Origin of the sequence: Pantoea sp. 1B4 (assembly GCF_016925765.1) — a bacterium.
Lineage (GTDB): Bacteria > Pseudomonadota > Gammaproteobacteria > Enterobacterales > Enterobacteriaceae > Pantoea > Pantoea agglomerans.
The window spans coordinates 3,253,660-3,276,735 of sequence record NZ_JAEUWZ010000001.1 but is presented as its reverse complement, the minus strand read 5'-3'; the positions used below and the strand labels follow the sequence as shown (position 1 = coordinate 3,276,735).

The following is a 23,076-nucleotide window of genomic DNA, read 5'->3' as shown; positions in this document are numbered from 1 at the left end:
AATAAAAACGGCGGGGTTTCCAGAGAAACCCCGCCGTTTTTTTTACCGCGTTTTTTTTACCGGGTAAAGTTAGTCGCGTGAACCGATGTCGCGCAGTTTTTTTACCTGCCATCAGGTTACGTTCGATGTGTTCCAGCGAGACGTTTTTGGTCTCAGGGATCAGCATCACCGTCAGCAGAATGAAGAACAGGTTAAGCAGTGCGTAGACCCAGAAGGTGTTCGCATTGCCCAGCGTATTCAGCATCGTCAGGAAGGTCGCACCTACGATCATGTTCGCGATCCAGTTGGTGGTGGTGGAGACAGTGATACCGAAATCGCGGCCTTTCAGCGGCTGAATTTCGGAACAGAGTACCCAGATCAACGGACCGGCTGACATCGCAAAACCGATGATGAACATCAGCAGCATACCTACCGCAAAGTACTGTGCGCCCGGCGAGTGAATGCCGAAGTGCAGCATCGTACCCAGAACGCCCATACCGGCTGCCATCACCATAAAGCCCAGAATCAGGGTAGGTTTACGACCCCAGCGATCCACCAGGCCAATGGCAATAAAGGTCGCCAGTACGTTAACCAGACCCACAATCACCGTGCCCCACATCTGCTGGGTGGTGTTGGTGAAGCCCGCGATTTCAAAGATTTTTGGCGCGTAGTACATGATGACGTTCATGCCGGTAAACTGCTGCATCACCTGCAGCAGGATGCCGAGATAGACCGCACGACGGAAGTGGCTGCTGCTGGTGAACAGACCCCAGCCAGACTGTTTGATCTTCAGGCTTTCACGGATCTCTTCCAGCTCACGTTTTGCCTGCTCGCTGGTGTCACGCAGACGATCCAGTACGCGTTGTGCATCGCGGAAGTTGCCTCGTGCCGCCAGCCAGCGTGGGCTGTTTGGCAGGAAGAAAACGCCGACCAGCAGCAACAGTGCCGGAATAGTGATGATGCCCAGCATCCAGCGCCAGTTGCCGGTAAAGCTGAACGCCGTATCGGACAGGTAAGCACCAAGAATACCGATGGTGATCATCAGCTGATAAAGCGAAATCATACTGCCGCGAATTTTTTCCGGAGCGATCTCAGAAAGATAAAGCGGGGCAGTATAAGAGGCGATACCGACTGCCAGGCCCAGCAGAACGCGGGCGCTGATCAGCATTTCCGGGTTTGGCGACATCGCCGACCAGAGTGAACCGATAACGAACAGAATCGCACCGGCCATCAGGCTTTTTTTACGGCCCAGGCGGGATGACATCCAGCCGCTGCCGATAGCACCGACCGCCGCACCAAACATCATGGAACTGACGATCCACTCCTGCTGATGAGGGGTGACGTTAAAGTCCTTTGCGATAAACGGCAGAGCACCGGCGATAACGCCGATATCCAGACCGAACAGCAGACCCGCAAGGGCCGCCAGAAAGCAGACAAATAAGGTCATCGCCTTATTTGAAGTTCTGCTTTTGTGTGTATTGCCAGGCATTTTAGCCTCCAAGTTTATCCATCATTGTTTTTATCAATGTTAAAAAACCTTTTGCGGGAAAAAAGTGAGCCTGATCACATCAGTGTAATCGCTTACACACGCTGAAACCCTGAAATTCAGCATATTTTTCCCGGAAAGATTAATTAACCAGTGAGGTATAGCACTCATTAAGTTTCTGACAATGCTCTATTTACTGGCTATCAGACGACGCTGAAAATAACGCATTTTCAGCAGAATAACTACGTGCGTTAATTCCTAAATATCGGATAAACAAAGCATTTCAATTTGTAATCGTTAACATTTAGTCGTCAGAAAAAGCGAAAAGAAGTGTAGCTAAGAACTGAAAATTTGCTGCGGAGAGAAGAAGATGTGGGGCAGATGCGTTTTTTTTGTCGTCACGCGCTCACCAGAAACTGCGCTGGCCTGTCGTTCAGAAGGGGAGCGGGAGCAAAATTGCTCCGGTTAGCAATGGGGCTGAAAAGGCAATAAAAAAACCCTGCCATAGTGGCAGGGTTTTTATGTGCAGCCGGTAATCTTACAGGCCAGCCGCTTCACGCAGCAGGGCAGCTTTGTCGGTTTTTTCCCATGGGAAATGTTCACGACCAAAGTGACCGTAAGCTGCGGTCTCTTTATAGATTGGGTGCAGCAGATCCAGCATCTGGATCAGACCATATGGACGCAGGTCGAAGAACTCGCGCACCAGCAGCGTCAGCTGTTCGGTAGAGATTTTCTCGGTGCCGAAGGTTTCCACCATGATAGAAGTGGGTTCAGCCACGCCGATAGCGTAGGAGACCTGGATTTCACAACGGTCAGCCAGGCCGGCCGCTACGATGTTTTTCGCCACGTAACGTGCCGCATAGGCTGCAGAGCGGTCAACTTTAGATGGATCTTTACCCGAGAACGCACCGCCACCATGACGCGCCATGCCGCCGTAGGTGTCTACGATGATTTTACGACCGGTCAGACCGCAATCGCCCATCGGGCCGCCGATCACAAAGCGACCGGTTGGGTTGATGTGATATTTGGTCGAGGCGCTCAGCCACTCTGCGGGCAGAACCGGCTTGATGATCTCTTCCATCACCGCTTCCTGCAGATCTTTCTGGCTGATGGATTCAGCGTGCTGGGTAGAGAGCACAACTGCATCGATGCCCACGATTTTGCCATCGTCATACTGGAAAGTGACCTGGCTCTTGGCATCCGGACGCAGCCACGGCAGGGTGCCGTTTTTACGCACTTCAGCCTGACGCTGTACCAGACGGTGCGCATAGGTCACCGGCGCAGGCATCAGCACGTCTGTTTCGTTAGTGGCATAGCCGAACATCAGGCCCTGGTCGCCCGCGCCCTGTTCCAGCGGATCGGTACGGTCAACGCCCTGATTGATATCCTGAGACTGTTTACCAATCGCGCTTAATACCGCGCAGGAGTTGGCGTCAAAGCCCATATCGGAATGGACATAGCCGATTTCACGTACGGTTTTACGGGTGATCTCTTCGATATCAACCCAGGCGCTGGTGGTGATTTCACCGCCAACCAGCACCATACCGGTTTTAACGTAGGTTTCGCAGGCCACGCGCGCTTTAGGATCCTGTTCAAGGATCGCATCCAGCACAGCATCGGAGATCTGGTCGGCGATTTTATCGGGATGTCCTTCTGATACAGACTCGGACGTAAAAAGGTGTTTAGCCATTCTGTTCTTTACCTTAAATATGGTTTGAGTACGACTGCATAGCGCCAGTGAGGTGGTCTGACCTGACGCCCCTTCAGGCAAAGCCGCGAGCAGTGAAGTTGTGTCAGCACAGCAGGCCAACACCGCCTGGATAGTAACCTGTTTAGATGGAAAACCATCTGGACGGCTATTTTAGGATAGAGGGTAAACCAATTACCAGCCCTTTTTCTGTTTCAGCCTTTAACCTGTCTCTGTTATCGGCATAATTTGCTGACGCTACACGCAATTCCCCGATAATATTTTTGCATTTTACGGCTGTAAACTGTATAAAACGCCGCTGCTTTGATAGCAGCAGCAAGGATGACGCCACTGTTTGCGTCGCGCCTGTCAGACTCTGGTCTGGCTTTCACCCAGGTTGTTTTCCATGTGCCCCTGGCATATGCGGAGGTGATACAAGTAATGAACCACGCTTTTTCTTCTTCCGGTTCTCTGCGCTGCGGCGCTGCGCTGGCTCTCTCCTGCCTCCCATCTGTTTCTCTTTCCTGCCGACGCGATGTCCGATGCGGTAATTTTACCGACACAGGCGCAGGCTAATCTTTATCTCTGCTCGATCGGTTTTGTCTCTTCTCTGCGCACGCGCAGCGGAACGACGCAGGTTATCCATGGTCAATACAGATCAGTTAAATGTTCTCTGTTTAAACGGAGATGGCCCGGGTGTTTTACACTTAACTCTCATGCGTGAATCGCGCTGACGGCAACGTCAGGTGAACAGGACATTGCGTTTAATGTGGCAACAGGTTTTCAGATTAGCGGCCATAAAGCCGGTTAACAGTTTCATCTTTCAACGGAAAATTGAGGTTCGCGATGTCTGACGACATGAAGAATATCAAAGGTTCGTCAGCTGGCGAACAGGGTACACTCCGCTCCATGCAGGAGGTTGCAATGAACGATCAGGATGCGAGCAAAATGTTGCGTACGTACAACATCGCCTGGTGGGGCAACAACTATTACGACGTTAACGAACTGGGCCACATCAGTGTCTGTCCCGATCCGGATCGTCCTGACGTGCGCGTCGATTTAGCTCGTCTGGTCAAAGAGCGCGAAGCGCAGGGCCAGCGTCTGCCTGCTTTATTCTGCTTCCCGCAGATCCTGCAACACCGTCTGCGTTCCATTAACGCCGCCTTTAAACGTGCGCGTGAATCCTACGGTTACAAAGGCGACTACTTCCTGGTTTACCCGATTAAAGTTAACCAGCACAAACGCGTGATTGAGTCACTGATCCACTCTGGCGAACCGCTGGGACTGGAAGCGGGCTCAAAAGCCGAGCTGATGGCGGTGCTGGCGCACGCCGGTCAGACCCGTTCGGTGATCGTCTGTAACGGCTATAAAGATCGCGAATATATTCGTCTGGCGCTGATCGGTGAGAAGATGGGCCATAAGGTCTATCTGGTGCTGGAGAAGATGACCGAAGTGCGGCTGGTGCTGGAAGAAGCAGAGCGTCTGAATGTGGTGCCGCGTCTTGGTATCCGTGCACGTCTGGCTTCGCAGGGCTCCGGTAAATGGCAGTCGAGCGGCGGCGAAAAGTCGAAGTTTGGCCTGTCAGCCACCCAGGTGCTGAAACTGGTTGAGATCATGCGTGAAGCGGGTCGCATCGACAGCCTGCAGCTGCTGCATTTCCATCTGGGCTCGCAGATGTCCAATATCCGCGACATCGCTACCGGCGTGCGTGAGTCGGCGCGCTTCTATGTCGAACTGGCCAAGCTGGGCGTCAACATCAAATGTTTCGACGTCGGCGGCGGTCTGGGCGTCGATTACGAAGGAACGCGCTCGCAGTCTGACTGCTCGGTCAACTACGGCCTGAATGAGTACGCCAACAACGTGATCTGGGCGATTGGTGCTGCCTGTGATGAGCACGGTCTGGAGCATCCGACGGTGATCACCGAGTCGGGCCGTGCGGTAACCGCGCACCACACGGTGCTGGTCTCCAACATCATTGGTGTGGAGCGCAACGAGTTCAGCGAACCTGAAACGCCGGATGCGGATGCGCCGCGCCCGATCCTCAGCATGTGGGAAACCTGGCAGGAGATGCACGAGCCAAGTACCCGCCGTTCGCTGCGTGAATGGCTGCATGACAGCCAGATGGATCTGTTTGATATCCATACCGGCTACTCGTCAGGCACCTACGATCTCAAGCAGCGTTCATGGGCTGAGCAGCTCTATCTGAGCATCTGCCACTATATTCAGCAGCATCTCGATCCGAGCAACCGTGCACACCGTCCAATCATCGACGAACTGCAGGAGCGGATGGCGGATAAGATTTACGTTAACTTCTCGCTGTTCCAGTCAATGCCGGATGCGTGGGGTATCGATCAGCTGTTCCCGGTACTGCCGCTGGAAGGGCTGAACAAGAAGCCGGAGCGCCGTGCCGTGCTGCTCGACATCACCTGTGACTCCGATGGCACCATCGATCACTATGTGGATGGCGACGGTATCGCGACGACCATGCCGATGCCGGAATATGACCTTGATAACCCACCCATGCTGGGCTTCTTTATGGTGGGTGCTTACCAGGAAATTCTGGGCAACATGCATAACCTGTTTGGTGACACCGAAGCGGTGGATGTCTACGCACGCGAAAATGGCGATGTGGAAGTGCAGCTCTCCGATGAAGGCGACACCGTGGCGGACATGCTGCGTTACGTGCAGCTTGATCCTAACGAGCTGATGGCGCTGTTCCGCAATCAGGTTCAGGCATCCGATCTCGACGAAGAAGCTGCGCGCGCAGTTCCTGGAAGAATTCGAGAGCGGCCTCTACGGCTATACCTATTTAGAAGATGAATAATCGATCCTGGCGACCGGTAATCGCATATTGCAGTTGCCGTTAACTATGTCGATAATCTGACTTACTCAATCCCTTCCTCGTCGGGCCTAACGACGCGGAGGGGATTTTTTTCATCTCAACCTTAATGGTTTGCGGGCTGGCCCGACTTACGCACATAGAGAGAGCAATTATGTATAACACGCTTGGCAATCAGTACGACAACTCCCTGGTTTCTAACGCCTTTGGTTTCATGCGTTTTCCGCTGAATTTTCAGCCTTACGACAGCGACGCCGAGTGGGTTATCACCGGCGTGCCGTTTGATGCCGCGACCTCGGGTCGTCCGGGCAGCCGCCTGGGTCCGGGCGCGATTCGCCAGATCTCCACCAATCTGGCCTGGGAAGGCTGCCGCTGGCCGTGGGATTTCGACCTGCGTCAGCGTCTGAACGTCGTCGATTGCGGCGATCTGGTTTACGCCTTCGGTGATTCGCAGGATCTCTCCGACAAATTGCAGGCCCATGCTGAAAAACTGCTGGCCAATGGCAAGCGCATGATGACCTTTGGCGGCGACCACTACGTCACACTGCCACTGCTGCGCGCCCATGCAAAACACTTCGGCAAGATGGCGCTGGTGCACTTTGATGCGCATACCGACACCTACTCCAACGGCCCGACCTTTGACCACGGCACCATGTTCTTTACCGCGCCGAAAGAGGGTCTGATCGATCCGCAGCACTCAGTGCAGATTGGTATCCGCACCGAATTCGACAAGAGCCTGGGCTTCAACGTGCTGGATGCGGCGCAGGTCAATGACCGCAGCGTTGACGATATCCTCGCCGAAGTGAAACGCACCGTCGGCGATCTGCCGGTCTATCTGACCTTCGATATCGACTGTCTGGATCCGGCGCATGCGCCTGGCACCGGCACGCCGGTGATTGGCGGCCTGACCACCGATAAAGCGACCAAGCTGATCCGTGGCCTGCAGGGCATGAACATTGTCGGCATGGATCTGGTGGAAGTCGCACCGGGTTACGATCATGCTGATCTGACGGCACTGGCAGCGGCTACGCTGGCGCTGGATATGCTGCATGTTCAGGCTGTAAACAAAGGCTGATGCCTGCTGCCTGCCGGCTTCAGTCCGGCAGGCGCTGAACGCGGCGTCCTGTCCGTCGGGCGGACGCCGCTGCTGTGATCTTCCTCTCTTTGCCATGATCCGATCGATTCCCTTCTGACCCCGACGGGTAACCGTCAGGCGCGAACCCCTATCTGCAACTAAACTTACAGCGTAAAAATGGCGTAGTGGAGATAATCATGGGCTTTCTTGATGAACTGGCTGGCGCACTGGATGGCAACCAGAGTGAAGGGCATCCGCCGGGACAGTTACAGGCTGTCTGGCATTGGGTGCAGGAGCAGGGCGGTATTGAAGTGCTGCTGCAAAAATTCCAGCAGGGCGGGCTGGGTGAGGTGTTTGGTTCCTGGATCGGCACCGGCGATAACCATCCGGTTGGCCACAGTGAGATTCAGTCTGCTTTTGGTCAGGATGAACTGCAGTCACTGGCCGACAAACTCGGCACCGATGTGAAAGGTGCATCGGGTACGCTGGCCGCGCTATTGCCGCAGCTGATTGATAAAATGTCGCCGCAGGGACACATGGATGAACAGGCGCTGCATGACAATAAGCTGGATCTGGGCTCGATGGTGGATCAGATATTTAAGCGCTAGCGGACTTCGCACGGCTAAGCGCGCACGCCGGATGCATGCGCGCTCAGCGGCGGAATTACTTGCCGTCGGCAGCAATTCGCTCACGAATATGCGCTGCGCGCGCTTCAGAGGCGGGATGCGAGTCAAACATCGAACTCTGACGTCCCTGTTCCATCTTCGCCAGCTTTTCAAAGCTGGTGGCCAGGCCCATTGGATCGATATTGCGCTTCTTCATCAGGTCGTAGGAGTAGTCATCCGCCTGTGATTCCTGCGTCTGGGAGAACTGCGCATTCACCAGTTTTTCACCCATTTCACCCAGCTGCGACTGCGACAGTGAACCAATCACGCCGCCAACCGAGGCGGCTGCGGTGCGGGCCGCGGTTGTGGCATATGCCAGTTGCATCGCCTTGCGCGTATGACCTAACGCGACGTGGCCCATCTCATGACCCAGCACGCCTTCCACTTCATTGTCAGTCATCATATCCATCAGACCGCTGTAAACACGAATACAGCCATTTGCCATCGCCCAGGCGTTGACATCTTTGGTCTGATAAACCTTGTAGTTAGCCGGTACGCCGTTGATGTTATCGCCCAGCGCCGCCGCGATCTTGTTCAGACGCTGCTGATAATCACTGTTAGCAGGCGCAATCTGATTATCTTTGTCCATCTGCTCACAGGATTTATCGCTCAGCTGTTTTACCTGATCGTCGCTGAGGGTATAAGCCTGATACGCCTGCGCGCCCGACTGCATCAGCGCATTATTGTCTAAACCCTGACAGCCACTGAGCAGCGTCGTCAGTCCAAGCGCTAATACCATTTTTTTGATTTTCATGCTGTATCCCATTCATAACAAGGTAAGAAAAACAAACACCTGAAACTCAGACAGGTGAATAAACGATTTGGTTATAGCGTGCCAGTCTGCACTTTGCTAGCAGATATGGCTGGAAAAGCCATACGAAGCGGCTGCATTTAGCGTTTTACAGCATGTACTTTTGCCCCGTTTCTCATGTACATTGATGGGCAACTTTTTCCTTGTTTTGCCCGGTAACTCATTAATAACAATAAGTTAAGGTGCGAAGCATTAATCCGACCTGGAGTAGAAAATGCCCTCTCGTAAAGAGCTTGCCAACGCCATTCGTGCGTTAAGTATGGATGCAGTACAGAAAGCGAAATCGGGACATCCGGGTGCCCCAATGGGCATGGCGGACATCGCTGAAGTACTCTGGCGCGGCTACCTGAACCACAACCCAACCAACCCGCTGTGGGCTGACCGCGACCGTTTCGTGCTCTCTAACGGTCACGGCTCAATGCTGATCTATAGCCTGTTGCACCTGACCGGCTACGATCTGCCCCTGAGCGAACTGGAAAACTTCCGTCAGCTGCACTCAAAAACTCCAGGTCACCCGGAATATGGCTACACCGTGGGCGTTGAAACCACTACCGGCCCGCTGGGGCAGGGCATCGCTAACGCAGTCGGTTTTGCCATTGCTGAGCGCACGCTGGCAGCACAGTTCAACCGTCCGGGTCATGACATCGTAGACCACAACACCTATGTCTTCATGGGTGATGGCTGCATGATGGAAGGTATCTCGCACGAAGTCTGCTCACTGGCCGGTACGCTGAAGCTGGGCAAACTGGTGGCGTTTTATGATGACAACGGTATCTCTATCGACGGTCACATTGATGGCTGGTTCACCGACGACACCGCTAAGCGCTTTGAAGCTTATGGCTGGCACGTGGTGCGCGGCGTCGATGGTCACGATGCGGATGCGATTGCGAAAGCGATCGAGGAAGCGAAAAGCGTCAGCGACAAGCCTTCCCTGCTGATGTGCAAAACCGTTATCGGTTTTGGTTCACCGAACAAAGCCGGTACCCATGATTCACACGGCGCACCGCTGGGTGATGATGAAGTGGCACTGACCCGCAAACAGCTGGGCTGGAACCACGCGCCGTTCGTTATTCCTTCTGATATCTACGCTGAGTGGGACGCGAAAGAAGCGGGCCAGGCGAAAGAGTCTGCATGGAATGAGAAATTCGCCGCTTACGCACAGGCTCATCCTGAACTGGCTGCCGAGTTTAAACGCCGCGTCAGCAACGAACTGCCAGCTAACTGGCAGGAAGAGTCGCAGAAGTTCGTTGAGCAGCTGCAGGCGAACCCGGCGAAGATCGCCAGCCGTAAAGCCTCACAGAATGCTATTGAAGCTTTCGGTAAAATTCTGCCGGAATACCTGGGCGGCTCAGCCGATCTGGCACCCAGCAACCTGACAATCTGGTCTGGCTCTAAGCCGATCAACGAAGATGCTGCGGGTAACTACATCCACTACGGCGTGCGTGAGTTCGGTATGACCGCAATCGCCAATGGCCTGGCGCTGCACGGCGGCTTCCTGCCTTACACCGCGACCTTCCTGATGTTTGTTGAATATGCGCGTAACGCAGCGCGTATGGCGGCACTGATGAAGATCCGTCAGATCATGGTCTACACCCACGACTCTATCGGTCTGGGCGAAGATGGCCCGACGCACCAGCCGGTTGAACAGATGGCGAGCCTGCGCACCACGCCAAACATGAGCCTGTGGCGTCCATGTGACCAGGTTGAATCCGCGGTGGCGTGGAAATATGCCATTGAGCGTAAAGATGGCCCGACTGCGCTGATCTTCTCCCGTCAGAACCTGGCGCAGCAGGATCGTGACACGGCACAGCTGGCTAACGTAGCGCGCGGCGGTTACGTGCTGAAAGATTGCGATGGCACGCCTGAGCTGATCCTGATCGCCACCGGTTCCGAAGTTGAGCTGGCTGTCGGTGCCTGGGACAAACTCACCAGCGAAGGCCGCAAAGTGCGCGTGGTCTCTATGCCATCAACGGATGCCTTCGACAAGCAGAGTGATGAGTACCGTGAATCCGTGTTGCCAAAAGCGGTCAGCGCACGCGTCGCAATCGAAGCGGGCATCGCTGATTACTGGTTCAAATACACCGGCCTGAACGGCGCTATCGTGGGCATGACCAGCTTCGGCGAATCTGCACCTGCCGATCAGCTGTTCGAACTGTTTGGCTTTACCGTCGACAACGTCGTCGCGAAAGCGAAAGCGCTGCTGGCGTAAAACCGGTCAGGCGGGCCTGTTCCCGCCCGACTGTAAAAACAGAGGGACGAAATTTTCGTCCCTTTTATTTTTTTATTCCTGCAGTAATAACCGCCTTTTGCCTTAATTTGTGACGTAGATCCAAATTTAAGCAGCCAGATTGATCACAATCATTCCTGTTATTCCTTCCTTCTATTATTGTAGCTGAACCGTTTCAGTCGCCAGGCAAATCGCCCTGGTTTCGGACAATGCCGGGTAAGAATCTCCTGTACAAAATGCAGTGAAACGCTCAGGCTAACGGCACGTTTTTTTCAGTCTGACGTGGCAGGAGAGAAATGACGGTACGGGTAGCGATAAATGGTTTTGGCCGGATTGGACGCAACGTCCTGCGCGCGCTGTATGAAACGGGCCGACGTGCAGAGATCACCGTGGTCGCGATTAACGAGCTGGCAGAAGCTACCGGTATGGCGCATCTGCTGAAATACGATACCAGCCATGGCCGTTTTGCTTTCGATGTCCGCCAGGAGCGCGATGTAATGTGGGTGGGTGGCGATACCCTGCGCATTTTGCACCGTGCAGCCATTGCCGATCTGCCGTGGCGTGAACTCGACGTGGATGTGGTGCTGGACTGCACCGGCGTCTATGGCTCACGCGCTGATGGCGAAGCGCATCTTCAGGCTGGCGCCAAAAAAAGTGCTGTTCTCTCATCCCGGCGGAAACGATCTCGACGCCACAGTGGTGTATGGCGTTAACCAGCAGTTACTCACCGCCAGTGACCGCATCGTCTCCAACGCTTCCTGTACCACTAACTGCATTATCCCGGTGATTAAACTGCTGGATGATGCGTTTGGTATCGAATCCGGCACCGTCACCACGATCCACTCGGCGATGCACGATCAGCAGGTGATCGACGCCTATCACAGCGATCTGCGCCGTACGCGTGCAGCCAGTCAGTCGATCATCCCGGTGGACACTCGCCTGGCGGCAGGCATTACCCGTATTTTTCCGAAATTCAACGATCGCTTCGAGGCGATAGCCGTTCGCGTCCCGACGATTAACGTGACGGCCATTGATCTCAGCGTTTCTGTGCATCAGGCGGTGACGGCGTGTGAAGTTAACACCCTGTTGCGAAGCGCGGCAGAAGGGACATTTCGTGGTATAGTTGACTATACGGAATTACCGTTAGTCTCAGTAGATTTTAACCATGATCCGCACAGTGCCATTGTGGACGGAACACAAACGCGGGTCAGCGGTCAACACCTTATCAAGACCCTGGTCTGGTGTGACAACGAATGGGGCTTTGCTAACCGAATGCTCGACACGACGTTAGCGATGGCCGCAAGCGGTTTCAGGTAAGACGCGGTATGCGTCTGGCAAAACTTATGAGAATCAACGAGAGGATTCACCATGTCTGTAATTAAGATGACCGATCTGGATCTGGCTGGTAAACGCGTTCTGATCCGTGCCGATCTGAACGTACCGGTTAAAGAAGGTAAAGTGACGTCTGATGCACGTATCCGTGCTTCTCTGCCAACCATTGAAGCGGCGTTGAAACAGGGCGCGAAAGTAATGGTTACCTCTCACCTGGGTCGTCCGACCGAAGGTGAATACAATGAAGAGTTCTCGCTGCTGCCGGTAGTTAACTACCTGAAAGACAAGCTTAGCGGCACCACCGTGACCCTGGCAAAAGATTACCTCGATGGCGTTGAAGTCGGCGCTGGCGAACTGGTTGTGCTGGAAAACGTTCGCTTTAACAAAGGCGAAAAGAAAGATGACGAAGCACTGTCTAAAAAATATGCTGCTCTGTGCGACGTATTTGTGATGGACGCCTTTGGTACTGCGCACCGCGCGCAGGCTTCTACCCACGGCGTCGGCAAATTTGCCCCTATCGCCTGTGCTGGCCCGCTGCTCTCTGCAGAACTGGAAGCGCTGGGTAAAGTCATGAGCAACCCGGAGCGTCCGCTGGTGGCTGTGGTAGGGGGTTCGAAAGTCTCTACCAAATTTGATGTGCTGCAATCTCTGGTCAAAATCGCGGACACCGTGATTGTGGGCGGCGGCATTGCCAACACCTTCGTCGCTATCGACAACAACGTCGGCAAATCTCTGTATGAGCCAGACTTCGTTGAAGCGGCTAAAGGCCTGCGCGATCAGCACGGTATTCCGGTTCCAACTGACTCACGCGTCGGCACAGAATTCTCTGAAACTGCGACCGCTACCGTGAAAAAGGTTTCGGAAGTTGCGGATAACGAAGAGATTATGGACTTTGGTGATGAAACCGCACAGGCGATGGCTGCCATCCTGAAGGATGCTAAAACCATCCTGTGGAACGGCCCGGTGGGCGTGTTTGAGTTCCCTAATTTCCGTAAAGGCACCGAGATCGTGGCTAACGCCATTGCAGACAGCGATGCCTTCTCTGTTGCAGGCGGCGGCGATACCTTAGCGGCTATCGACCTGTTCGGCATCGAAGACAAAATTTCCTACATCTCTACCGGCGGCGGCGCGTTCCTTGAGTTCGTGGAAGGCAAAAAACTGCCTGCAGTTGCCATGCTGGAAGAGCGTGCGAAGCAGTAATCCTTTGGGGGCGATGCCTGGCGGCATCGCCTGAAGTCTTGCCCGTCTGGGCGTTTAAATCGACGTTCCTCAAGGGGAACAACGGTCACGAAACAGGACACAATCATGTCTAAAATTTTTGATTTCGTAAAACCCGGCGTTGTCACTGGTGATGACGTACAGAAGATCTTCAAAGTTGCGAAAGAGAACAAATTCGCACTGCCAGCCGTAAACTGCGTCGGCACTGACTCCATCAATGCGGCACTGGAAGCAGCGGCGAAAGTTAAAGCGCCAATCATCATCCAGTTCTCTAACGGCGGTGCTGCATTTATCGCGGGTAAAGGCTTCAAAACTGACAAACCACAGGGCGCGGCAATTTTCGGCGCTATCGCGGGTGCGCACCATGTCCACCTGATGGCTGAGCAGTATGGCGTGCCGGTTATCCTGCACACTGACCACTGTGCCAAGAAACTGCTGCCATGGATCGATGGTCTGCTGGACGCAGGTGAAGAGTACTTCCAGAAAAACGGTAAGCCTCTTTTCTCTTCTCACATGATCGACCTGTCAGAAGAGTCACTGGAAGAGAACATCGAGATCAGCAGCAAATATCTGGCGCGCATGGCGAAACTCGACATGACGCTGGAAATCGAACTGGGCTGCACCGGTGGTGAAGAAGATGGCGTTGATAACAGCCATATGGACGCATCTGCACTCTACACCCAGCCAGAAGATGTGAACTACGCGTACGAAAAACTGAATGCTATCAGCCCGCGCTTCACCATTGCGGCATCATTCGGTAACGTTCACGGCGTTTACAAGCCAGGTAACGTGAAACTGACTCCGACCATTCTGCGCGATTCGCAGAAATATGTGTGTGAAAAACATGGCCTGCCGCACAACGCGCTGGACTTCGTTTTCCACGGCGGTTCAGGTTCTTCTGCTGCAGAAATCGAAGAGTCTATCAGCTACGGCGTGATCAAGATGAACATCGATACCGATACCCAATGGGCAACCTGGGACGGCATCCTGCAGTACTACAAAAAGAACGAAGGCTATCTGCAGTCGCAACTGGGTAACCCGGAAGGCGCTGACAAGCCAAACAAAAAATACTACGACCCACGCGTCTGGCTGCGTTCAGCCCAGGCCTCTATGGTGGTGCGTCTGGAACAGGCTTTCAAAGAGCTTAACGCTGTCGACGTGCTGTAACTGACGAGTCGTTACCGTACAAAAAAAGGCCCGAAAGGGCCTTTTTTTATGCACAATTTCTGGAAAAGCAGGGTTAAACGCCGGTCGGTTTGGCGCTTAAGGAGATAATTGATTACCCTTGATGGCAGGGTGTCGGATGTCATCTGGCAGTTTTTTCATTCCCGGTGGGAATCTAACAACAGGGCTTATTAATGGAAGAGTTACACGTCGTCGACGGCTTAAACAACGCAGGTAACTGGCTGGTTCGCAATCAGGCGCTGATCATCAGCTATGCCGTAAATATCGTTGCAGCTATTGCCATCATTATTATCGGGATGATTATCGCCCGTATCATTTCTAATGCCGTAAATCGCCTGCTGCGCGCCCGTCACATAGACGCTACCGTGGCGGACTTCCTCTCCGCATTGGTGCGCTATGGGGTTATCGCCTTCACCGTTATCGCAGCGCTGGGACGCATCGGTGTGCAGACCGCCTCGGTGATTGCCGTGCTGGGTGCTGCGGGTCTGGCCGTGGGTCTGGCACTGCAGGGATCACTCTCTAACCTTGCTGCAGGCGTTCTGCTGGTCACCTTCCGTCCGTTTCGCACCGGCGAGTTCGTCGATCTGGGCGGCGTTATGGGAACCGTGCTGCATGTGCAGATTTTCTCCACCACGCTGAGAACGGCAGACGGCAAAATCGTGGTGGTGCCAAACGGCAAGATCATCAGCGGGAACATCGTCAACTTCTCGCGTGAACCGGTTCGCCGTAATGAATTTATCATTGGCGTGGCTTACGAGGCGGATGTGGATGAAGTGATCGCCTTACTGCAACAGGTTGTAGAAGCGGATAGCCGCGTGCTGAAAGATAAAGGTATTCAGATCGGTCTTAACGAACTGGCAGCCTCCTCTATGAACTTTGTGGTGCGTTGCTGGAGCAACAGCGGCGACCTGCAGGACGTTTACTGGGATCTGCTGAAGAACTTTAAGCGTGCGCTGGATGGAAAAGGGATTGGTATTCCTTATCCGCAGATGGATGTGCATCTGCATCAGAAGCCGGCGCCTGAAGCAGAAGCAACCCAGGTTCAGCCACAGTAATCTTTCAGTGGGCGGCGTCTGTCGCCCATTCATTTTGCTAATCGCAGATTAATTCTTTCAATTTCCGCTAATCATCCTCTCTCTTTATACTTCTCCTCCTCTAACGATGTGAGGAAATAATCCTGTGTTATCTCTCTATTTTCAGGGGCTTGCCCTGGGCGCGCCGCGCTGATTCTGCCGCTGGGACCGCAGAACGCTTTTGTGATGAATCAGGGCGTGAAGCGTCAGTATCATCTGATGACGGCGGCCCTCTGCTCGCTGAGCGATATTCTGCTGATTTGCGGTGGGATCTTTGGCGGCAGCGCCTTGCTGAGCCAGTCTCCACTGCTGCTGATGGTCATCACCTGGGCGGGCGTAGCCTTTCTGTTGTGGTATGGCTGGGGCGCACTGCGTAGCGCTTTTCGCGGCGACGCCGATCTGGCGGATGGTGAGTCATTAAAGCAGAGCAGGGGACGCATTATCGCGACGCTGCTGGCAGTGACCTGGCTCAATCCGCACGTCTATCTCGATACCTTTGTGGTGCTGGGCAGTCTTGGCGGTCAGTTGCCGACCACCACCGCGCGTCAGTGGTTTGCGCTGGGCACCATCAGTGCGTCGATCCTGTGGTTCTTTGGTCTGGCGCTGCTGGCCGCCTGGCTGTCACCACGCCTGCGCACCGCCAAAGCCCAGCGCATCATTAACCTGCTGGTGGGCGCGGTGATGTGGTTTATCGCCCTGCAACTGGCGCGCCAGGGCATTGCCGGATTTTGATCCCAACGTCGATCCGATGCGGTTATTGCCGCGCGGAGGCCGAACTTTTGCCATAATGACCACTCAAAGCATGGCGCATACCGATGCGCTGTTGGGCTTCGCCGGTTGGAAGCCGTCATAGTACCTTTTCAAGGAGGACTTTCATGAAACTGAAAGCATTGGCTCTGGCCGCAATCATGAGCGCCGGGGCATTGCCTGGCGTACACGCTGATGAGTTACCGAACGGGCCACACGTGGTGACCTCAGGCAAGGCAACGGTCGATGCCCGTCCCGATATCGCCACGCTCTCTATCGTGGTGAACGTGTCGTCAAAAGATGCCGCAGATGCGAAAAAGCAGGCGGATAGCCGGGTTGCACAATATTTCGATTTTCTGCAGAAAAACGGCATTGAGAAGAAAGATATTGATGCGGCAAACCTGAGCACCCAGCCTGAGTACGATTACACCAAAGAGGGTAAATCCGTCCTGAAAGGCTACCGTGCGGTGCGTCAGGTGCAGGTAACCCTGCGTCAGCTGGACAAGCTGAATGATCTGCTGGACGGGGCGCTGAAGTCCGGTCTGAATGAGGTGCGTAGCGTCGAGTTAGGCGTGGCAAATCCGGAGAGCTACAAAGAGCAGGCGCGTAAAGCAGCGATTAAAAATGCGACTCAGCAGGCATCACAGCTGGCTGAAGGCTTTAACGCGAAGCTGGGATCGATCTACAGCATTCGTTATCAGGTCGCTAACTATCAGCCGATGCCGATGAACCGTATGTATAAAGCGGCTGCAGCGGCAGATACCTCGGCGCAGGAGACCTACGATCAGCAGAGCATCAACTTTGACGATCAGGTTGATGTGGTGTTTGAGATCAAGCCCAATACGCCATAGTGCAAAACGGGGCTGATGCCCCGTTAAGACTGCCGATGAATCTCAGGATCTGACCGCAATGAATAAATTCAAAGCGAAGGGAACATGGTCAGAGGAGGAAAGCGTCCCGCGCCATGGACGGCGCGGGCCGAGCGGCCAGGGATTGGCTTAAGCGCCTTTCCGATCTGACCTTGTTCCCTGAGCCAATCCATCCTTACAGCCGTTCGGGGCATAATTTGTCAGCAGTAAAAACGGGGCTTTCGCCCCGTTTTTGTTTTCAGGCTGCGACGTCATCCTGACGAAGCACCCGATGTCCATGCGCAATCAGCGCATCGGTCACCCGACGCATTAACCGGCTTTCCGGCGCAAAACGATGCCAGTAGAGCATCCGGCGCTGACACAAGCCTGGCGTCAGATCTATTAACTCACCGCTCGCCAGCTCACGCTCAATCTGCAGATGCGGGATCATACAGCAGGTCGAACCCTGTCGCGCCATCTGCACAAAGGCTTCAGAGGAGTTCACGATGTGGCAGGGCACACTGCCAGGTGAGAGATCAAAGTTCTGTTGCAGGAAGGCCTGATGCATATCATCAAGATGGTCAAACGCCACCGCAGGCGCTTTCAGCAGGGCAGAGCGGGTGACGCCGTTGGGGAAGAAGCGATCGGCAAAGTCGCGCGACGCTACAAACAGGTAGTCGAGCGCACCGAGCTGATCCACCAGGCAACTGGGCAGCGGCTGCGGCTGAATACTCACCGCACCCACCACTTCACCACGACGCAGACGCTCCTGGGTGCGGGTTTCATCTTCGACCTGCAGATTCAGGCGTACAGGGGAATCTGCCAGCACATCTTTCAGCGCAGGCAGCAGCCAGGTCGCCAGACTGTCGGCATTGACCGCCAGCGACAGCAGCAGTGGCGTGGTGCCACTGTTCTCATCGCCCAGCCACTCCTCTTCCAGCAGTTCCACCTGGTGCAGCAACGCCAGCAGTTTCTGACCCTGTTCGGTCGGACGTGGTGGCACCGTGCGCACCAGCAGCGGCTGACCAAACAGATTCTCCAGCTGCTTGATACGCTGTGAAACCGCTGACTGGGTGATACATAATTTTTGAGCGGCACGCTCAAATCCGCGTTCGCGGATCACTGAATCCAGCGCCTGAAGCGTTCGATAATCCGGGCGTTTCATTATTCTTCTCTCTCCTTCAGGATGGATGTCACTATGCCACAAAAGTATCACCTGTGATGGCTCTCTTGTTTTTTGTGGGCTGGCTTCCAAAGCGATAAATCCACGTCGGTCAGCGGAGCATTTTCAGCAAGCCTTGTTTTATACTACGCGCACTTCGTTGTCGCACAGGTTTTAAACATACCATGACCCAGGATGAACTGAAAAAAGCCGTTGGCTGGGCTGCACTTGAGTACGTGCAGCCGGGCACCGTTGTTGGTGTGGGCACCGGATCCACCGCTGCCCACTTTATCGATGCGCTTGCCACGGTCAGGCATCAGATTGAAGGTGCCGTCTCCAGCTCGGATGCCTCAACCCAGAAGCTGAAGAGCCTGGGTATTCAGGTGTTCGACCTGAACGAGATTGACCTGCTGTCGGTGTACGTAGATGGCGCGGATGAGATCAACCCACAGATGCAGATGATCAAAGGCGGCGGCGCGGCGCTGACGCGCGAAAAGATCGTGGCCGCCGTGGCTGAAACCTTTATCTGTATCGCTGACGCTTCAAAAGAGGTCGATGTGCTGGGCCGTTTCCCGCTGCCGGTCGAGGTGATCCCGATGGCGCGCAGTTATGTGGCGCGTCAGCTGGTGAAAATGGGCGGTTTGCCTGAGTATCGTCAGAACGTGGTCACCGATAACGGCAACATTATTCTCGATGTGCATAATCTGCGCATTCTCGATCCCATTGAGCTGGAAAAAACCATCAACGCCTTGCCTGGCGTCGTTACCGTGGGCCTTTTTTGCCGCGCGTGGTGCCGATATTGCACTGATTGGCGGGCCTGATGGCGTGAAAACCATCAAAAAATGATCTGTCCGGCGTCGATGCGGCGTCGGTTATTTCTGCCTGCAAATCATCTTTTCTCGCTGCGGTGAAATTTGGTGACTTATGTCACATAACCGTCATCGGCAGCGGGTTCGTTCTCTCTTCCAGTCCGACCTCCTTATTTTGTCCGGCAATGTGCTGCCGTCAGCCGCTGCCGTGCTGGCGGCCGGGCAATCGTTTGTATTGCCCGACGCGATTTTTTTGATATTTTGACAGAAGGCTGGCTTATGGTAGTCCTCATTGAATGCTGAATAGGATCGGGAAATGGCAAAGGTATCACTGGAAAAAGATAAGATTAAGTTCCTGCTGGTGGAAGGTGTCCATCAGAGCGCGCTGGAGAACCTGCGGGCTGCAGGCTATACCAACATCGAATTCCATAAGGGCGCACTGGATTCCGACGCGTTAAAAGCATCGATCCGTGATGCACACTTTATTGGTATCCGTTCCCGCTCCCAGCTCACTGAAGAGATTTTTGCGGCGGCTGAAAAGCTGGTCGCCGTTGGCTGTTTCTGTATCGGTACCAACCAGGTTGATCTGCAGGCGGCTGCCAGCCGGGGTATTCCCGTGTTCAATGCGCCGTTCTCAAATACCCGCTCGGTTGCGGAGCTGGTGATTGGTGAGATGCTGCTGATGCTGCGTGGCATTCCGGAAGCAAATGCGAAAGCACACCGTGGCATCTGGAATAAGATTGCCAAAGGCTCATTTGAAGCGCGTGGCAAAAAACTGGGTATTATCGGTTACGGCCATATCGGAATGCAGCTGGGCGTGCTGGCAGAAAGCCTGGGTATGCATGTTTTCTTCTACGACATTGAAAACAAGCTGCCGCTGGGTAATGCCACGCAGGTACGCCATCTGGCCGATCTCCTCAACATGAGCGACGTTGTCAGCCTGCACGTGCCGGAAACCGTCTCTACACAGGATATGATTGGTGCAGAGCAGCTGGCGCAGATGAAGCCTGGCGCGCTGCTGATTAACGCCTCACGCGGCACGGTGGTGGATATCCCGGCGTTGTGCGATGCGCTGGCCAGCAAGCATGTGGGTGGCGCAGCCATCGACGTCTTCCCGAGCGAGCCAGCTACCAACAGCGAGCCGTTTATCTCTCCACTGAGTGAGTTCGACAACGTGATCCTGACGCCGCACATTGGCGGCTCGACGGAAGAGGCGCAGGAGAACATCGGCATTGAAGTGGCGGGCAAGCTGGCGAAATACTCCGATAACGGCTCGACTCTTTCGGCTGTTAACTTCCCCGAAGTGTCACTGCCGATTCACGGTATCAGCGCCAGTCGTCTGCTGCATATCCATGAGAACCGCCCTGGCGTGCTGACGGCCATCAACCAGATTTTTGCCGAGCAGGGCATCAACATCGCCGCCCAGTATCTGCAAACCTCGCCGTTTATGGGCTATGTGGTGATCGACATTGATGCAGAGCCGGAAGTGGCCGAGAACGCGCTGCAACTGATGAAGGCGATTCCGGGTACCATCCGCGCCCGTCTGCTTTACTAAGCGCTACCAACCTGAACAGGCGCTTAGTCGCGTCTCTTCAGGTAGTTAATACAGGCTGTCCCAATTTGCTGTAAGACCGAGACTGCGAAGAGAACACGGTCAGATCGGAAAGATGCAAAAGCCGCCATCCATGGCATGCCCGGCCCGCGCGATTACGCACCTCATCCCTGAGGTGCGCCCGTAACCGGGCCAACGCGTTGCGTTGTTCAAAAACGCTCCCGGCGTTTTTATCCGGGCGGCGGGACGCTTTCCTCTTCTGACCATGTTCCCTGCGCGTTAAGCTATTTCATTGCTGCCAGATGCGCCCAGGTATGGGTTTTCACTTGTCTGCAAAAGCGACTCTTCTACTCCCACTGCCAGAGTTTTGATGGCGTCATTACCGCCGGCAAAGGCACATCCCATTCTGCCACCGGCAGGCTATCGACCTGCTGACAATCGTGTGCAAGGCCCACCGGCAAAAAACCGTGCTGCCGCCAGTTCTGCAGGGTGCGATCGTAGAAGCCGCCGCCCATCCCCAGACGCTGTCCATGCTGATCAAACGCCACCAGCGGCACCATCATCAGATCCAGTTGATCAAGGGTGATCACCTGCCGGATATCCAGCGGCGGTTCAGGAATGCGCAGCTTATTTTTGAGCAATGGGGTATCAGGCGAGTAGCGCAGAAACAACAAATTACCGGGTGAGAAGGGGTGTAAAACCGGCAGACAGACCGTCTTCTTCAGATGCCAGAGGCGGGCAATCAGCGGACGGGTATTGAGTTCGCCATCTACCGACAGAAACAGGGCGATATTGCGCGCTTCAGTCACCGGGGCGTAGTTGAGCGCATGTTCAGCGAGCTGCTCAGCGGCCTGCGTTTGCTGCTCATCGGTAAGTGCCCGTCGCAGATGTCGCACATGCTGGCGAATCGCCTGACGTTGGGTCATTGAAGGTTCACACATGGAAGGTTCAGACATGATTTCCCCGCCGGATAAGTCGCTGTTGAGCGACTATAACATGTCAGTCAGGGGAAAAAAGCAGGACTACAGGAAGAGAGATCTCCGAGATGCCGCCGTAGGCTGTAACCCTTGAACCCTTGGTTCAAGGTGAACATGCCGTCATAACCATCAGGCTTCTCGGACGAACCGAGCATGCACACAGGTTACGAGCGTCACATTCTGTTTTTTCGAAATATCGGCTCAGGGGACTGGCCCACATGCAAACATCTCAGAGAAAATTTACCTCACCGTTACTTAAGTATAGCAACCATGAAGTTTTATTCGAACTTCGCACCCTCACGCTCAGAGATGCGACCCTGCTCAACTAATGCCTGTTCAATCGTCTGCTGCAACATACGGATACGCTGTTCCATATTAGCAGCATAATCGCGCGTTTTCACTTTCTCTTGCGCCAGCTCGTGGCAGACGTTTAACGCGGCGATGAACACCAGTTGTTCTGTATTGGTGACTCTAGTGCGAACTTTTAGATCTTGCAACCGTTGATTGAGATCTTCAGCCGCGCTATTGAGCGCATCTTGCTGCTCTGGCGGACAATTTACTCTCAACGAACGACCAAAAATTTGTAAATCTACCGGTTGTGCAGACATGCCACCTTCCTGACTGATTACTTCGCTCGCAACTCCCTTAGCAGTCAATGGCTTGGGAGGCGGGCAACTATATAGACCCACGAAATAAGATACAACCCCTTTTCTGGAAACCTTGAGGCAGCTAGTGGTAGCATAACACGAACTTATTCTGCCAACGACGATGAAAACTTATGTCCTTACAGAACGCAACCCCCCGATTACAACGCGCTCGCGGCGGTGCTCTCACAGCAGGGCGTTGGAATGACGCCCGCGGAAATGCATGGCCTGCTGAGCGGCATCCTCTGCGGTGGTAACCAGGACACCAGCTGGAAGATGCTGGTACACGATCTGGCTAACGAAGGCATGGCGTTTTCACACACTCTTGCCGTGCCGCTGGCGGAACTACACGAGCATACGGCGACTACGCTGGAAGATGAAGGCTTCCTGTTTCAGCTGCTGCTGCCTGCTGACGACGACATCACTGTATTTGACCGTGCCGACGCGCTGGCGGGCTGGGTTAACCATTTTCTGCTCGGCCTGGGCGTAACACAGCCTAAACTGGATAAAGTCACCGGCGAAACCGGCGAAGCGATCGATGATCTGCGCACTATCGCACAGCTCGGTTACGAAGAAGATGAAGACCAGGAGGAGCTGGAGCAGTCGCTGGAGGAGGTGATTGAGTATGTACGTGTCGCCGCGCTGCTGTGCCACGATACGTTCACCCGCCCGCAGCCAACCGCGCCAGAAGTGCAAAAACCGACGCTACACTAATTTCAGGTCAACGAGTTTAACCGGTCAGTTTACAGGGAGTGCAGAG

14 protein-coding genes, 1 other RNA gene and 5 pseudogenes are annotated in these 23,076 nt (G+C 54.4%); 13 read left to right on the top strand and 7 right to left on the bottom strand.

Annotated features, from left to right (window positions below; genetic code table 11):
- Positions 1 to 64: 64 nt before the first annotated feature.
- Together JNO11_RS15695 and metK are read right to left on the bottom strand one after the other, a co-directional pair.
- Positions 65 to 1,426 (bottom strand): annotated as a pseudogene (locus JNO11_RS15695) (sugar porter family MFS transporter); the annotation flags it as partial.
- Positions 1,427 to 2,003: 577 nt separating this feature from the next.
- Positions 2,004 to 3,155 carry a methionine adenosyltransferase gene (metK, locus tag JNO11_RS15690; RefSeq protein WP_010248851.1) on the bottom strand — a complete coding sequence of 384 codons (1,152 nt, stop codon included), beginning with the start codon at positions 3,153 to 3,155 and terminating at the stop codon, positions 2,004 to 2,006.
- An 843-nt stretch (positions 3,156 to 3,998) separates the two neighbouring features.
- Between metK and speA the strand changes: the two are divergent.
- From speA to JNO11_RS15675, 3 genes and pseudogenes are all read left to right on the top strand, one after another.
- A pseudogene (gene speA / locus JNO11_RS15685) lies at positions 3,999 to 5,976 on the top strand (biosynthetic arginine decarboxylase).
- Positions 5,977 to 6,145: 169 nt separating this feature from the next.
- A complete protein-coding gene (gene speB / locus JNO11_RS15680; RefSeq protein ID WP_010248847.1) occupies positions 6,146 to 7,066 on the top strand; it encodes an agmatinase in 921 nt (306 codons plus the stop codon).
- A gap of 197 nt (positions 7,067 to 7,263) precedes the next feature.
- Complete coding sequence (locus JNO11_RS15675) at positions 7,264 to 7,674, top strand: YidB family protein (protein ID WP_010248845.1); 411 nt, start codon at positions 7,264 to 7,266, stop codon at positions 7,672 to 7,674.
- Positions 7,675 to 7,729: 55 nt separating this feature from the next.
- On the opposite strand, the gene JNO11_RS15670 is transcribed toward JNO11_RS15675, so the two are convergent.
- Complete coding sequence (locus JNO11_RS15670) at positions 7,730 to 8,485, bottom strand: M48 family metallopeptidase (protein WP_010671064.1); 756 nt, start codon at positions 8,483 to 8,485, stop codon at positions 7,730 to 7,732.
- A 271-nt stretch (positions 8,486 to 8,756) separates the two neighbouring features.
- Here JNO11_RS15670 and tkt point away from each other — a divergent pair, with 271 nt between their 5' ends.
- The 7 genes and pseudogenes from tkt to JNO11_RS15635 all read left to right on the top strand — a co-directional run bounded on the left by tkt (position 8,757) and on the right by JNO11_RS15635 (position 17,175).
- Entirely contained in the window at positions 8,757 to 10,751 is a 1,995-nt protein-coding gene (gene tkt / locus JNO11_RS15665; RefSeq protein ID WP_033785631.1) for a transketolase, read from the top strand.
- Positions 10,752 to 11,065: 314 nt separating this feature from the next.
- Positions 11,066 to 12,086, top strand: a pseudogene (gene epd / locus JNO11_RS15660) (erythrose-4-phosphate dehydrogenase).
- 51 nt (positions 12,087 to 12,137) lie between these two features.
- Entirely contained in the window at positions 12,138 to 13,301 is a 1,164-nt protein-coding gene (gene pgk, locus JNO11_RS15655; RefSeq protein ID WP_010248837.1) for a phosphoglycerate kinase, read from the top strand.
- Positions 13,302 to 13,406: 105 nt separating this feature from the next.
- Positions 13,407 to 14,486 (top strand): class II fructose-bisphosphate aldolase, encoded by a 1,080-nt coding sequence (fbaA, locus tag JNO11_RS15650; RefSeq protein WP_010248835.1) that lies wholly within the window; start codon positions 13,407 to 13,409, stop codon positions 14,484 to 14,486.
- A 191-nt stretch (positions 14,487 to 14,677) separates the two neighbouring features.
- Complete coding sequence (gene mscS, locus JNO11_RS15645) at positions 14,678 to 15,559, top strand: small-conductance mechanosensitive channel MscS (RefSeq protein ID WP_010248833.1); 882 nt, start codon at positions 14,678 to 14,680, stop codon at positions 15,557 to 15,559.
- Between the two features lie 124 nt (positions 15,560 to 15,683).
- Positions 15,684 to 16,309 (top strand): annotated as a pseudogene (gene argO, locus JNO11_RS15640) (arginine exporter ArgO).
- A gap of 143 nt (positions 16,310 to 16,452) precedes the next feature.
- Positions 16,453 to 17,175 (top strand): oxidative stress defense protein, encoded by a 723-nt coding sequence (locus JNO11_RS15635; RefSeq protein ID WP_010248826.1) that lies wholly within the window; start codon positions 16,453 to 16,455, stop codon positions 17,173 to 17,175.
- 256 nt (positions 17,176 to 17,431) lie between these two features.
- Here JNO11_RS15635 and JNO11_RS15630 read toward each other — a convergent pair whose 3' ends face one another.
- On the bottom strand, positions 17,432 to 18,337 hold the full coding sequence (locus JNO11_RS15630; protein WP_010248822.1) for a LysR family transcriptional regulator ArgP: 906 nt from the start codon (positions 18,335 to 18,337) through the stop codon (positions 17,432 to 17,434).
- A gap of 182 nt (positions 18,338 to 18,519) precedes the next feature.
- Here JNO11_RS15630 and rpiA point away from each other — a divergent pair.
- Positions 18,520 to 19,180: pseudogene (rpiA, locus tag JNO11_RS15625) on the top strand (ribose-5-phosphate isomerase RpiA).
- Positions 19,181 to 19,459: 279 nt separating this feature from the next.
- Positions 19,460 to 20,698, top strand: a complete 1,239-nt coding sequence (gene serA / locus JNO11_RS15620) for a phosphoglycerate dehydrogenase (protein ID WP_010248817.1) — start codon at positions 19,460 to 19,462, stop codon at positions 20,696 to 20,698.
- A 344-nt stretch (positions 20,699 to 21,042) separates the two neighbouring features.
- Here the strand turns inward: serA and JNO11_RS15615 are convergent, their stop codons facing one another.
- From JNO11_RS15615 to zapA, 3 genes are all read right to left on the bottom strand, one after another.
- Positions 21,043 to 21,636 (bottom strand): 5-formyltetrahydrofolate cyclo-ligase, encoded by a 594-nt coding sequence (locus JNO11_RS15615; RefSeq protein WP_325177680.1) that lies wholly within the window; start codon positions 21,634 to 21,636, stop codon positions 21,043 to 21,045.
- A 92-nt stretch (positions 21,637 to 21,728) separates the two neighbouring features.
- Positions 21,729 to 21,911, bottom strand: a non-coding RNA gene (ssrS, locus tag JNO11_RS15610) — 6S RNA.
- Between the two features lie 39 nt (positions 21,912 to 21,950).
- Positions 21,951 to 22,280 (bottom strand): cell division protein ZapA, encoded by a 330-nt coding sequence (gene zapA / locus JNO11_RS15605; RefSeq protein ID WP_008925677.1) that lies wholly within the window; start codon positions 22,278 to 22,280, stop codon positions 21,951 to 21,953.
- 216 nt (positions 22,281 to 22,496) lie between these two features.
- Between zapA and JNO11_RS15600 the strand changes: the two genes are divergently transcribed.
- Positions 22,497 to 23,030, top strand: coding sequence for a YecA family protein (locus JNO11_RS15600; protein ID WP_325177479.1), 534 nt, complete (start codon positions 22,497 to 22,499; stop codon positions 23,028 to 23,030).
- Positions 23,031 to 23,076 lie beyond the last annotated feature (46 nt).